Source organism: Nonomuraea sp. MTCD27 (assembly GCF_041950495.1).
Taxonomy (GTDB): Bacteria; Actinomycetota; Actinomycetes; order Streptosporangiales; family Streptosporangiaceae; genus Nonomuraea.
In genome coordinates this window covers 88,479-101,288 of the sequence record NZ_JBGNUW010000021.1, presented here as the reverse complement: position 1 = coordinate 101,288, position 12,810 = coordinate 88,479, and the positions used below count along the sequence as shown (strand labels likewise).

Here is a 12,810-nt window from a genome sequence, read left to right as displayed (position 1 = left end):
TCAGATCCTTCCCGCGGCAGTGGTCAGGGCGCGCCGGGTCAGCTCGGCGGCCAGGTGTCGCTTGTAGTCGGCGGGGCCGCGCTGGTCGGCGTGCGGCTCGCAGTTCGCGGCCGCGATCCGGCCCGCCTCCGCGAACGCCTCCTCGCCCGGCGCCCGGCCCTCCAGGTACGCCTCCGCCTCCGGGGCGCAGAAGTGCTCGGCCCCGACCGCGGTCAGCCCGATGCCCGCCTGCGCGATCACGCCGTCCTCGATCCTGAGGACCGCGCCGGCCGCCGCGACGGGCCAGTCGCCGACGCGCCGCTCGACCTTCACGTACGCGCTGCCCGTGCCGGGCGTGACGGGCACGCGGAGCTGGATCAGCAGCTCGCCGTCCGCGACCGCGGTCTCGTAAGGACCCTCGTGGAATTGTCTGACCGGAACGGTACGAGTGCCGCCACGCCCCTGGATGACCGCGGTCGCCCGCAATGCCGAGAACACCGCCGACAAATCCTCAGAAGGATCGCCTTGACACAAGGAACCTCCAACGGTCCCCCGATTTCGCACTATTGGGTCGGCAATAACGCGTTCCGCATCCCGAAATATCGGGAAAATGTCGGTGGCGGTGGTGCTCTCCAGCAACTCCGCGTGCCGCACCAGCGCCCCGATGGCCAGCTCGTCGCCCTCGACCCCGATCCGCCCCAGCTCAGGGGCCAGGCCGTTGATGTCGATCAGCGCCTCGGGCTGGGCCAGGCGCAGCTTCATCATGGGGATGAGGCTGTGCCCGCCGGCCACCACCCGGGCCTCGGGACCGTACCGCTCCAGGAGCTCGAGCGCGTGCGGAACGCTCTCGGCTCTCTCGTATTCGAACCTCGCGGGAACCTGCATGAGAGCACAGTGCTGTTACCGATTTGTCGCGACAATCCGCAAATAAGGGTTTCCTTAATGGGGTCCGGAGAACTATGAAGGGTGCGTGACACTCAGCCAGCTCGGCGCGTTCGTTTTCGTCGCCCGCCTCGGCTCCGTCAAGGCCGCCGCGCGGGCGCTCGGCGTCAGCGAGCCCGCCGTCTCCCAGTCGCTGGCGCAGCTGCGCCGGCACCTCGGCGACCCGCTGGTGACCCGCTCCGGCGACCGGATGGTGCTCACGGAGGGTGGCCGGCGGCTGCTCGGCATCGCCTCCCAGATGGTCGCCCTCGGCGCGGAGGCGGTCGCCGCCGTGCAGTCCGGCCACGTGGCGCGCCTGCACGTGGTCATGGACGCCGGGCTGGCCGAGTACGTCGCCGGGCCCCTGATCTGCCTGTTCACCCAGCGCAAGTCGGTGGACGCGACGACCGGCGTGGCGGCCACGACGGAGGTGCCGCTGCTGCTGACCAGCCGCCTGGCCGACGTCGCGCTGGGCGCCCAGGCGCCGGGGGAGGGCCTGGTCAGCCGGCCCGTCCTGCGCTGCCGCCTCATCGTGGTCGGGGCGCCGCGCGGCCGCCGGGACCACTGGCTGGTCGGCCCGTCCGGCACCGACCCGGCCAGCGACACCAGCCGCCTGCTGCGGTTGTTACGGGTGCCGGAGTCGCAGGTGCGCGTCTTCGCGAACCAGACGGCGGCCTGGAAGGCGGCGGCCGAGGGCGCCGGGGTCGCGCCCGCCACCGCCCACCTGGTGGCCTCCCAGGTCCGCAGGGGCGAGCTCGTGCCCATCGACACCCCGGCCACCCCGCTGCCCGCCTACTGGTACGCCACCACCCTGGAACCCACCAGCCGCCCGGCCGCCGCCGGCACGTTCCTGGACTTCCTGACGACCCCGGCGGCCACGCAGATCATGCGTACCCCGGACGACGGCATCCCCCGCAGCCGCTTCCGCCCGCCGGTGCACGTGTCGATCTGGAGCTGATGAACCGCGCCGGAGCCGCCTGCCCGGGCTCGGCTCAGTATTTGGCCCAGTAGATCATGCGGCCGTAGGAACGCAGCTTCGCCGGATCGGGAGCTCCGTCATGAATCCTCGGCTCAATGACCGGACCTTCCCCGGAGCGAAGAGCGTCCATCTCGAAGACCCAGGAGCGCCTGAACGGCGTCCGAGCTGCTCCCATGCGCGGAACACGAACACCTTCCACGATCAAGCGGCCGGGCCACCCGGAACGCGAGTTACCTGAGGGCCGCCGCCTCCGAGGCCAGCTTCTCCACGCGTCCCCAGTCGCCGGCCGCCAGCGCGTCGGAGGGGGTCAGCCAGGTGCCGCCGACGCAGCCCACGTTCGGCAGCGCGAGGTAGTCGGGGGCGGTGTTCACCCGGATGCCGCCGGTCGGGCAGAAGCGTACGTCCGGGAGCGGCCCGCCCATCGCCTTCAGGTAGGGGACGCCGCCCGCGGCCTCGGCCGGGAAGAACTTCAGCTCCTTGATCCCCCGCTCGACCAGCGCCATCGCCTCGGACACGGTGGCCGCACCCGGCAGGTACGGGACGCCGCTCGAGTCCATCGCCTCCACCAGCGACAGGGTCGTGCCGGGCGAGACCAGGAACTTCGCCCCCGCCGCCACGGACGCCGCGATGTCGTCGGTCGTCCGGATCGTCCCCGCGCCCACGGTCGCCTCGGGCACCTCGTCGGCGATCCTGGCGATGGCCTCGCGCGCGGCGGGCGTGCGCAGGGTCACCTCGATGACCGGCAGGCCACCGGCGACCAGCGCCCGGGCCAGCGGGACGGCGGTCTCGACGTCCTCGATCACCACGACGGGGATCACTGGGGCGAGATCGAGCAGGCTCATGGATTCCTTCTCCTCATCGGCCGGTCGACGGCCGTCCAATGCCGGGAACGGCTGGTGCCGCTCTCAGCTCACGAACTCCCTGCGGGCACGCTGGCTCAGCCAGGCGGCCGCGCCCGTCATCCCCGGCTGGGATGCGACGATCAGCACGGTCCCGATGCCCGCCAGGTAGGCGGCCATGTCGGGATTGGCCTCGAACCGCGTACGGAAGCCACTGGTACGCACGCGTTCCACGATACGTGGCAGCACTCCGCCGGCCAGGTAGACCCCACCCCGGGCCCCGAGCGTCAGCGCCACGTTCCCGGCGAAGCTGCCCAGCATCTCGCAGAACACCTCGATCGTCTCGGCGCACAGCGAGTCGTCCTGCCGCGCCACGATGTCCGAGGACGTCAGGTCCGGCGCGCTGACGCCGTTGACCAGGGCCAGCGCCCGGTACAGCCGCACCAGCCCGGGCCCGGACAGCACGTGCTCGGCCACCACGTGCGGCATTCCCATCGTCTCCAGCGCGCGGACGATCTCGAACTCCCGCTGCTCCACCACCGGCACCGTGACGTGCCCGCCCTCGCCGGGGACCGCCGTCCAGCCGTGCTCGGTCGGCACCAGCCCGCCCACGCCGAGCCCGGTCCCCGGGCCCAGCACCGCCTTGACCCCGTGAGCCGGCTCGGGCCCGCCCAGGGACACCAGCTCGTCGCCCGCCAGGTGCGGCAGCGACACGGCCAGCGCCTCGAAGTCGTTGAGCAGCCGGGCGTACGGCACGTCGAGGTCGCGTACGGAGCCGGCCCACTTCGAGTTCGTGAGCCGGTAGCGGTCGCCGTCGATCGGTCCCGCCAGGGCCAGGCACGCCGCCCCCGGTCGCACTCCGCCCGCGTGTTCCGCGAGATAGGCGGCTACGGCTTCGGGGAGGGTGTCGTAGTCGGCACCGGCCAGGACCGCGACGTTCGACGGGCGCGCTCCGGGCGAGGTGACCAGGCCGAACCTGGCGTTGGTCCCCCCGATGTCGGCGACGAGCCAGGGAAGGTCAAAGGCACTCACACATACCTCCGGCGTTCAGGGCGGCATCAAGATCGCTCGCCGTACACCGAAGAATGCCACGACCGCACACGAGGGTCACCGCATCAGCCCGGCGGGGCGCGCACCTACCGGCGCGCCCGTCTCCAGGTGGGAGGAGCCGGCCTCGGCCGGGAAGCCCAGACCGGGGCCGTGGTGCGGCGACTCGGCGCCGCTCACCCCGAAGATGCCGGCGCCCTGCTCGGCGTGCCCGGCCATCCGGCGGAAGGCGGCGAACAGCTCGCGGCCCGTGCCGACCCACTGCGCGTCGCTCAGCGGGCGGCCCTCGGGCACGCGCCGGGCCAGCTCCTCGGCCGGCACCAGCAGTTCCAGCGTGCCGTCCGCCGAGTCCAGCCTGATCACGTCGCCGTCGCGCACGAGCGCGATCGGCCCGCCGTCGGCGGCCTCGGGCGACAGGTGGATGGCCGCGGGCACCTTGCCGGACGCGCCCGACATGCGGCCGTCGGTGACGATCGCCACCCGCTGCCCCCGGTCGAGCAGCACGGCCAGCGGCGAGGTGAGCTTGTGCAGCTCGGGCATGCCGTTCGCGCTCGGGCCCTGGTAGCGGATGACGGCCACGAAGTCCTGCCCGTCCAGCTCGCCCGCCTCGAACGCCTTCATCAGGTCGAGCTGGTCGTGGAAGACCTTGGCCGGCGCCTCGATGACCAGGTGCTCGGGCTTGACCGCGGAGACCTTGCTGACGGCGCGGCCGAGGTTGCCCTCCACCATGTGGATGCCGCCGTCCGCCGAGAACGGCCTCGCGACCGGCCGCAGCACGTCGAGGTCCTTGCTGCCCCCGGTCACCGGCGACCAGACCAGCTCGCCGTCCACCAGCTCCGGCGCCTCCCGGTAGCGGTCGAGGCCGGGGCCGGCCACGGTGAGCACGTCGCCGTGCAGCAGCCCCTCGTCGAGCAGGTCGCCGATGAGCACCTGCATGCCGCCGGCGTCGCGGAAGTGGTTCACGTCCGCCTGGCCGTTCGGGTAGATCTTGGTCAGCGACGGCACGACCTGCGACAGCTGCGCCAGGTCGTCCCAGGTCAGCACGATGCCCGCGGCCGCGGCCATGGCCACCAGGTGCAGGGTGTGGTTCGTGGAGCCGCCGGTGGCCAGCAGGGCGACGCAGGCGTTCACGATGGACTTCTCGTCGACCAGCTCGCCGATCGGCGTGTACTCCGAGCCGTGCGCGGTGATCTCCACCGCGCGCCGACCGGCGGCCCGGGTGAGGGCGTGGCGCAGCTCGGTGTGCGGGTTGACGAACGTCGAGCCCGGCAGGTGCAGGCCCATGACCTCCATCAGCGCCTGGTTGGAGTTCGCGGTGCCGTAGAAGGTGCAGGTGCCGGGGGAGTGGTACGACTTCGCCTCGGCGTCGAGCAGCTCGTCCCTGCCGACCTTGCCCTCGGCGAAGAGCTGCCGGGTGCGGGCCTTGACCTTGTTCGGCAGGCCGGAGGCCATGGGGCCGGCGGGCACGAACAGCGCGGGCAGGTGCCCGAAGTGCAGCGCCCCGATGAACAGGCCGGGCACGATCTTGTCGCACACGCCCAGCAGCAGCGTGGCGTCGAACATGTCGTGCGACAGCGCGATCGCGGTGGCCATGGCGATCACGTCGCGGCTGTAGAGGGACAGCTCCATGCCGGCCCGTCCCTGCGTGATGCCGTCGCACATCGCCGGCACGCCGCCCGCCACCTGCGCCACGCCGCCCGCCGCGCGTACGGCCGCCTTCAGCTCCGGCGGGTACGTCTCGTACGGCTGGTGCGCGGACAGCATGTCGTTGTAGCTGGTCACGATGGCCACGCCGGGCTTGGCCGCGGCGCGCAGGACCGGCTTGTCCTCGGCCGGGGCGCCCGCGAAGCCGTGCGCCAGGTTCGCGCACCCGAGGTGCGCCCGCGCCGGGCCCTTCGCCCTGGCGGCCTCGCCGTCCTGGCGGATCCGCTCCAGGTACGCGCTCCGGCTGGCGGAGCTGCGCTCGGCGATGCGGTCGGTGATGTCCTGGATGATGCGGTTCACAGTTCCTCCTCGTGCCAAGCGCGACCGCTGCGGCCGAGCAGTTCGTGGGCTCCGGCGGGGCCGGTCGTACCGGCGGGGTAGGGCTCGGGCAGGGCGGGGTCGGCCTTCCAGGCGTCGAGGATCGGGTCGATCCAGCGCCAGGCCGCCTCCACCTCGTCACGCCGCATGAACAACGTCGGGTTACCGGCCAGCACGTCGGTCAGCAGCCGCTCGTACGCCTCCGGCACCCGGGTGGTGAACGTCTTGCCGAAGCTGAGCGACATCGGCACCGGCTTCAGCGTCACCTCGCCCGCGCCCGGCTCCTTGGCCATGATGTGCAGCTCGATGCCCTCCTCCGGCTGCAGCCGCAGCACCAGGCGGTTGGGCGCGCCCCCGGGGAAGATGGAGTGCGGCACGTCCTTGAACTGCACCACGATCTCCGAGCGCCGGTACGGCATCCGCTTGCCGGTACGCAGGTAGAACGGCACCCCCGCCCACCGCCAGTTCTTGACCTCGGCCCGGATCGCGGTGAACGTCTCCACCCGCTCCGACGCCTCCGTCGGCGGCGTGGAGGCGGGCTCGTCGAGGTAGCCCGGCATGCCGTCGGCCTCGGTGTACTGGCCGCGCACCGTGAACCGGTCCACCTCGCCGCCGGTGATCGGCCGCAGCGACTGCAGCACCTTGACCTTCTCGTCGCGGATCGACTCGCGGTCGTTGCGGGCCGGCGGCTCCATCGCGGTCAGCGTGAGCAGCTGGAGCAGGTGGTTCTGCACCATGTCGCGCAGCGCGCCCGCGTGGTCGTAGTAGCCGCGCCGGCCGGGCGTGCCGACGGTCTCGGCGGCGGTGATCTGGACGTGGTCGATCCACAGGGAGTTCCAGACCGGCTCCAGGAAGGCGTTGGCGAAGCGCAGCACCAGGAGGTTCTGGACCGTCTCCTTGCCCAGGTAGTGGTCGATGCGGAAGATCTGGCGCTCGTCGAAGATGGCGCCGACCTCGTCGTTGATGCGCTGCGCGCTCGGCAGGTCGTGGCCGAGCGGCTTCTCCAGCACCACGCGGGAGCGCGGGGTGACGAGGCCGACCTCCTCCAGCTCGCGGCAGAAGGGGCCGAACGTCCTGGGCGGGCTGGCCAGGTAGAAGACCCGGTCGCGCTGCTCGTACCCGGCGAGGAGCCTGGTCAGCGCGCTCCACCCGGACCTGTTCTGGCCTCCGACGTCCACCGACACGTGGTGCAGGCGGCCCAGGAAGCGCTGCCACATGGCGGGATCGTCGACGGGCACCTGGTCGCGTACCTCGGCGTCCACCTTGCCGCGGAAGTCTGCGTCGGTCAGTCCACCCCTGGACATGGCGATGATGCGGGTCTCCGGGGCGAGCCGGCCGTCCCTGTCGCAGTGGTACAGCGCCGGGAGCAGCTTGCGCATGGCGAGGTCGCCGGTTCCGCCGAAGACGACGAGGTCGGCGATGTGGGCAGGGCTGGTTGCCGGGTGGGTGGACACGGTAAGGGGCTCCGATGATCTACCAAGCAGGGACAGAACGGACACTAACGAGAGTTTGGGTCACACACAAGCGGAGTTTTGGTATTTGAGATAAAAAAGTTCTGACTTTTCATGACACAACCCCATGTGGTTCACTTAGCCGATGCCACGACGTACCGCCGCGACCCTTGCCACAAGTGGTGAGGTGCTCCGCCTCATCCGCACCGGTGAGGCCGTGACGCGGGCCGACCTCGGCCGGGTGACCGGCCTGTCGCGCCCCGCGGTGCAGCTGCGCGTCGGTGAGCTGCTGGAACGCGGCCTGGTCGTGGAGCGCGACGACGCCCCGTCCACGGGCGGGCGGCCGCCGGTCCGGCTGGAGTTCAACGCCGCGGGCGGCGTGGTCCTGGTGGCGGCGCTCGGCGCCAGCCGCACCCGCGTGGCCGTGTGCGACCTGGCCGGGCAGGAGCTGGCCGGGCGCGAGTTCACCATGGACGTGGAGCAGGGGCCCGACATCGTGCTGCCGCTGCTCATGGACACCTGGGACGAACTGCTCGGCGACCGGCCGCGCGCGATGATCAGGGGCGTCGGCATGGGCGTGCCGGCCACGGTCGAGTTCGCGCAGGGCCGTACGGAGAGCGCCCGCGTCATGGCCTCCTGGACCGGCGTGGTGATCCCGCCGATCATCCGCGAGCGCTTCCCCGTGCCCGTGCTCGTGGACAACGACGTGAACGTGCTGGCCATCGGCGAGCACCGCGGCACCTACCCCGAGCTGGACGACCTGATGTTCGTGAAGATCTCCACGCGCATCGGCGCGGGCGTGATCGCGGGCGGCGGCATCCTGCGCGGGGCGCTCGGCGCGGCGGGCGAGATCGGGCACATCCCCGTGCTCGACGGCGGCGGCGTGCTGTGCCGCTGCGGCAACTACGACTGCGTCGACTCCGTGGCCAGCGGCACCGCGCTGCTGCGGGAGCTGCGCGGGCGCGGCAAGGACGTCAAGACGATCTCGGACGTGACGACGCTGGTGCGCGCGGGTGACGCCGAGACGATGGCCACCGTCCGCGAGGCCGGCCGCCGGATCGGCGAGGTGCTGGCCGGCGCGGTCAACATCCTCAACCCGTCGGTGGTCGTGCTCGGCGGGGACGTGGCGGAGGCGTTCGGGCCACTGGTGTCGAGCATCCGGGAGGTCGTCTACCGCCGCTCCACGGCCCTGGCGACCAGGCGGCTGCGCATCGAGCCGAGCCGGCTGGGAGCGGGCGCGGGCATCAGCGGCTGCGCGGTGATGGTGCTGGACCACGTACTGTCGCCGGAGGCCGTGGACGAGACCATGACCCTCACGACACTGCGCCGCGACCGCGCGACCCCGACCCCGGCGTAGCGACCGCGCGACCCCGACCCCGGCGTAGCGACCACGCGACCCCGACCCCGACCCGGCGTAGCGTCGGTGCGACCCCGGCCACTGGTTGCCGCGCGCCGGCTTCAGAGATCCCAGCGAGGCTCGTCGCTCTCCCGCACGAGGCCGTCCGCCCCGAAGATCAGGTACCGGTCGAGGTCGTCGGCGAACCACCGGTCGTGCGTCACGGCCAGCACCGTCCCCTCGAACCCGCCCAGCCCCCGCTGCAACGCCTCCGCGCTGGCCAGGTCGAGGTTGTCGGTCGGCTCGTCGAGCAGCAGCAGCGTCGCGCCCGACAGCTCCAGCAGCAGGATCTGCAGCCTGGCCTGCTGCCCGCCCGACAGGGTCTCGAACGGCTGCCCGCCCGCCGGCGCCAGCTCGTACCGGGCAAGCGCCGCCATCGCCTCGTTGCGGGTCATCGCGTGCTCGCGCATCACCACCTCGGCCGCGGGCCGCCCGTGCAGGTCGGGCCGCAGGTGGGTCTGGGCGAAGTGGCCGGGGGACACCCTGGCGCCCAGCCGCGCGACGCCGCTGTGCGCGATCGGCTCGCCCGCCAGCAGGCGAAGGAAGTGGGACTTGCCGGTGCCGTTCATGCCGAGCACGCCGACGCGCTCGCCGTACCAGATCTCGGTGGAGAACGGCCGCAGCAGGCCGCTCAGCTCCAGCTCCTCACAGACGACCGCGCGCTTGCCGGTGCGGCCGCCGCGCAGCCGCATCCGTACGTTCTGCTCCTTGGGCGCGCGCTCCGGCGGCCCCGCCCGCTCGAACCGCTCCAGCCGCGTCACCGCTGACTGGTACGCCCCCGCCAGCGCGTCGTTGTTGGCCGAGCGCTGCCGCAGCGTGTGCACCAGGCGCCGCAACCGCCCCCGCTCGTCCTCCCACCGCTGCCGCCGCTCCTCCAGCCGCTCCTTGCGCTGCCTGCGGGCCTCGGCGTAGCTCGCGAACCCGCCGCCGTGCACCCACACCCCGCGCGCCTCGACGGTGACGATCCGGTCGGCGGCCTCGGCCAGCAGCCGCCGGTCGTGCGAGACGAGCAGCACGGTCTTCCCCGACGCCTGGATCGCCCGCTCCAGCCATTGCTTGCCCCGTACGTCCAGATAATTGTCGGGTTCGTCGAGGAGCAGCACCTCGTCGGGCCCGCGCAGCAGCGCCTCCAGCATGAGCCGCTTCTGCTCGCCGCCGGACAGCGTGGTCAGGCTCCGATCCCTGATCTCCTCGTACGGCACCCCCATCGCCTCGGTGGCGCACACGTCCCACACCACTTCGAGCTCGTAACCGCCGGCGTCGGCGTAGTCGGCGATGGCCTGCGCGTAGCCGAGCTGGTGCTCCTCGTCGTCGCGCGCCGAAATGGCCGCCTCGGCGCCTTCGAGCGCCGCCCACGCCTCCTGGATCCGCCGGGGCGCCACGTTGAGCAGCAGATCGCGCACGGTCCCGGCGCCCAGGAACTGCCGCATGACCCCGACCCCCCCGCTCGCCACGACTCTGCCTGCCACGGGGGCCACCTCCCCGGCGATCAGCCGCAGCAACGTGCTCTTGCCGGCCCCGTTGGGCCCGACCAGCGCCGCCTTGGCGCCGTCACCCACCTTGAACGACACCTCCAGCAGCAACGGCCGCCCGTCGGGCAGCAGGTACGTCACCTCGCTCACGTCGATGTGCCCCATGACCACCCTCCTCCGGACCAACGTTCCACCCACTAGACCATCGATCCGGTCACTCGTACAACGTATTATCTCCGGATGGACAACGTGTGGTCGCGCCCCCGCAGGACGCCCCGGCAGACCCTGACGCTGGACCGGATCGTGGAAGAGGCGATGGCGCTGCTGGACGAGGAGGGGGTCGGCCGCCTGACCATGCGCCGCCTCGCCGAACGCCTGAACACCGGCTCGACCACCCTCTACTGGCACGTCAAGACCAAGGACGACGTCCTGGACCTGACCCTGGACGCCATCTTCCGCGAGGTCCGCCTGCCGGCGCCCCCTCCTGCAGGCCACGGCCGGGGAGAGGCGGGCTCGGCAGGCACCGCTTCCTGGGATGTCGAGCGGGGCGGCCTGCCCGGCACCGCTTCCCGGGATGTCGAGCGGGAAAGGGGCGGCCTGTCCGGCACTGCTGCCGGGGATGTCGAGCGGGGAGGGGGCGGCCTGCCCAGCACTGCTTCACGGGATGACTGGCAGGCGCGGGTGCGTGGATTGATGCGCGGCTGGCGTGCGGCCCTGCTCCGCCACCCGTGGTCGGCCACCATCCTCGACCGGCCCCTCATGGGCCCGAACGCGCTGGAGCGCACGGAGTTCCTCTACGAGACCCTCACCGCCGCCGGTTTCACCGCACCGAACGCGGCGGCGTACAGCCTGTCCAACTACGTCATGGGCTCGGTCATCATGCAGGTGACCTGGGAGGGCCGGAACGGCACGGACACCGACGGATTCCTCCGCGACCGCGCCGACCGCTACCCGGCCCTCGCCGAACACGGCCTGGACCTGGACTGGGACGCCACGTTCGACGAGGGCCTGGGCTACTTGCTGAGCGGAATGGAGCAGTCCCGCACCCACCCCTCCCAAGACGCCCACCCATAACCTCCCCACACCCACCCACCCACGTCCGCCCACCGACGTCCGCCCGCCGACGTCCGCCCGCCGACGTCCGCCCGCCGCTCGCCCACCGCTCGCCCACCGCTCGCCCACCGCTCGCCCACATCCGCCCACTCCGGGGCGGGCGAGTCAGTGGGTGGGGTGGGGAGGCGTCTCGTCGCGGGTCTGGCGGGGGAGCATCAGGCCCGCGACGAACGTCGCGGCGATCATCCCCGCCGCCACCCCCAACGCGACCTGCACGCTCCCCGTCCCGAAGTACACGGTCCCCAGCAGTGCCAGCCCCAGCGCCCCGCCCACCTGCTGCAGCGCTGACAGAGTGCCGGAGGCGGAGCCGGTCTCCGAGGGGTCGACGGCGGCCATCACGATCCCGAAGTACGGCGTCATGATCAGCCCGCTGCCCAGCCCCGCGACGGCGAGCGCCGGAGCGAGCTGCCACGGCGAGACGCCGGGCCCGGAGACGACGATCATGGCGAGCACCCCGAGCCCCATGACGAGCGCCCCCGCCAGCAGCACCTTGCGCCCGTGCCTCCGGGCGGCCTGCGCGACGCCCATGCCCGCGATCATGCCGAGCGAGGACGGTACGCCGGTCAGTGCCGCCTTGAGCGGGGAGTAGTGCAGCCCGAGCTGGGTGTAGAGGCCGACGATCAGGAGGAACCCGGCGAAGGCGGCGAAGTAGATCGCCCCCGTCACCATGCCGGACACGAACGCGGGCTTGCCGAACAGGCTCGGCGCCACCAGCGGGTCGCCGCCCCGCGCGGCCTTCCTCCTCTGGTGGGCGGCGAAGAGCGCGAACACCGCGACGGAGGCGGCCATCATCGCGAACGACCAGGCGGGCCAGCCGTGCTCCCGCCCCTGCACCAGCGGGAAGACCAGCAGCACCACGCCGGCCGAGGCCAGGACCGCGCCGGGCAGGTCGAGCCGGGTGCCCTTGCGGGGGCGGGAGGCGGGCAGGAAACGCAGGGCGGCCAGCGCGGCACCGGCCCCGATGGGCAGGTTGATCAGGAAGATCAGCCGCCAGTCGACGGCGGTCAGCGCGCCCGCCAGGATGGGCCCGCCCACCGCCGACAGCCCCATGACCGGCCCGAACAGCCCCATCGCGGTCGCCAGCTCCCTGGGCGGGAACATCTCCTTCATCAGCCCCATGCCCTGCGGGATCATCGCCGCCCCGAACAGCCCCTGCACGATCCTGGCCGCGATGATCGTCTCGGGGGAGAAGGCCAGGGCGCACAGCAGCGAGCCCACCGTGAACCCGGCCACGCCGATGAGGAACATGCGCCTGCGGCCCACGATGTCGCCGAGCCGCCCGCCGGTCAGCAGGCCGGCGGTCATGGCCAGGATGTACGCCGCCCCCAGCCACTGGATCAGAGAGGTGCCGCCGCCGAGGTCCGCCCGCATGGTCGGGCCCGCGATGTTGGTGACGGTGGCGTCGAGCAGCTCCATCACGGAACCGGCGAGGATCACGGCGAGCGCCGGCCACCGCCACCGGTAAGGCGCCGCCTCCGAGGCGGCCGGGGGTTGCAGCGTGGCGGCCCCTGCGGTCCCGACGGGGTCCTGGGAGGCGGGCGTGGAGTCCGTGGGTGATTGTGCCGGGCGGGTGTCCAGTGCGGTCATCGCA

Annotated in this window: 10 protein-coding genes; 3 read left to right on the top strand and 7 right to left on the bottom strand. The window is 72.4% G+C overall.

The window, feature by feature from the left end:
- Complete coding sequence (locus ACBJ59_RS46485) at positions 1-864, bottom strand: FAD binding domain-containing protein (RefSeq protein ID WP_375116485.1); 864 nt, start codon at positions 862-864, stop codon at positions 1-3.
- Between the two features lie 85 nt (positions 865-949).
- Between ACBJ59_RS46485 and ACBJ59_RS46480 the strand changes: the two genes are divergently transcribed.
- On the top strand, positions 950-1,858 hold the full coding sequence (locus ACBJ59_RS46480) for a LysR family transcriptional regulator (RefSeq protein WP_375116484.1): 909 nt from the start codon (positions 950-952) through the stop codon (positions 1,856-1,858).
- Between the two features lie 251 nt (positions 1,859-2,109).
- On the opposite strand, the gene eda is transcribed toward ACBJ59_RS46480, so the two are convergent.
- From eda to zwf, 4 genes are all read right to left on the bottom strand, one after another.
- A complete protein-coding gene (gene eda, locus ACBJ59_RS46475; protein ID WP_375116483.1) occupies positions 2,110-2,721 on the bottom strand; it encodes a bifunctional 4-hydroxy-2-oxoglutarate aldolase/2-dehydro-3-deoxy-phosphogluconate aldolase in 612 nt (203 codons plus the stop codon).
- A 63-nt stretch (positions 2,722-2,784) separates the two neighbouring features.
- Positions 2,785-3,750, bottom strand: a complete 966-nt coding sequence (glk, locus tag ACBJ59_RS46470; protein WP_375116482.1) for a glucokinase — start codon at positions 3,748-3,750, stop codon at positions 2,785-2,787.
- 75 nt (positions 3,751-3,825) lie between these two features.
- A complete protein-coding gene (gene edd / locus ACBJ59_RS46465; protein WP_375116481.1) occupies positions 3,826-5,769 on the bottom strand; it encodes a phosphogluconate dehydratase in 1,944 nt (647 codons plus the stop codon).
- Entirely contained in the window at positions 5,766-7,241 is a 1,476-nt protein-coding gene (gene zwf, locus ACBJ59_RS46460) for a glucose-6-phosphate dehydrogenase (protein ID WP_375116480.1), read from the bottom strand. Before zwf ends, edd begins: the two co-directional genes overlap by 4 nt.
- Positions 7,242-7,383: 142 nt before the next feature.
- Here zwf and ACBJ59_RS46455 point away from each other — a divergent pair, with 142 nt between their 5' ends.
- On the top strand, positions 7,384-8,595 hold the full coding sequence (locus ACBJ59_RS46455) for an ROK family protein (protein ID WP_375116479.1): 1,212 nt from the start codon (positions 7,384-7,386) through the stop codon (positions 8,593-8,595).
- 101 nt (positions 8,596-8,696) lie between these two features.
- On the opposite strand, the gene ACBJ59_RS46450 is transcribed toward ACBJ59_RS46455, so the two are convergent.
- Positions 8,697-10,271, bottom strand: coding sequence for an ABC-F family ATP-binding cassette domain-containing protein (locus tag ACBJ59_RS46450; RefSeq protein ID WP_375116478.1), 1,575 nt, complete (start codon positions 10,269-10,271; stop codon positions 8,697-8,699).
- 75 nt (positions 10,272-10,346) lie between these two features.
- On the opposite strand from ACBJ59_RS46450, the gene ACBJ59_RS46445 reads away from it, so the two are divergent.
- A complete protein-coding gene (locus tag ACBJ59_RS46445) occupies positions 10,347-11,180 on the top strand; it encodes a TetR/AcrR family transcriptional regulator (RefSeq protein WP_375116477.1) in 834 nt (277 codons plus the stop codon).
- Between the two features lie 144 nt (positions 11,181-11,324).
- Here the strand turns inward: ACBJ59_RS46445 and ACBJ59_RS46440 are convergent, their stop codons facing one another.
- Positions 11,325-12,806: an MFS transporter gene (locus ACBJ59_RS46440; RefSeq protein ID WP_375116476.1), complete on the bottom strand. Its 1,482-nt coding sequence runs from the start codon at positions 12,804-12,806 to the stop codon at positions 11,325-11,327.
- Positions 12,807-12,810 lie beyond the last annotated feature (4 nt).

Excerpts from the sequence above, each read along its gene's own strand:
- ACBJ59_RS46485 (WP_375116485.1), bottom strand. The coding sequence starts at position 864 with ATGCAGGTTCCCGCGAGGTTCGAATACGAGAGAGCCGAGAGCGTTCCG.
- eda (WP_375116483.1), bottom strand. The coding sequence starts at position 2,721 with ATGAGCCTGCTCGATCTCGCCCCAGTGATCCCCGTCGTGGTGATCGAG.
- ACBJ59_RS46455 (WP_375116479.1), top strand. The coding sequence starts at position 7,384 with ATGCCACGACGTACCGCCGCGACCCTTGCCACAAGTGGTGAGGTGCTC.
- ACBJ59_RS46450 (WP_375116478.1), bottom strand. The coding sequence starts at position 10,271 with ATGGGGCACATCGACGTGAGCGAGGTGACGTACCTGCTGCCCGACGGG.
- ACBJ59_RS46445 (WP_375116477.1), top strand. The coding sequence starts at position 10,347 with ATGGACAACGTGTGGTCGCGCCCCCGCAGGACGCCCCGGCAGACCCTG.
- ACBJ59_RS46440 (WP_375116476.1), bottom strand. The coding sequence starts at position 12,806 with ATGACCGCACTGGACACCCGCCCGGCACAATCACCCACGGACTCCACG.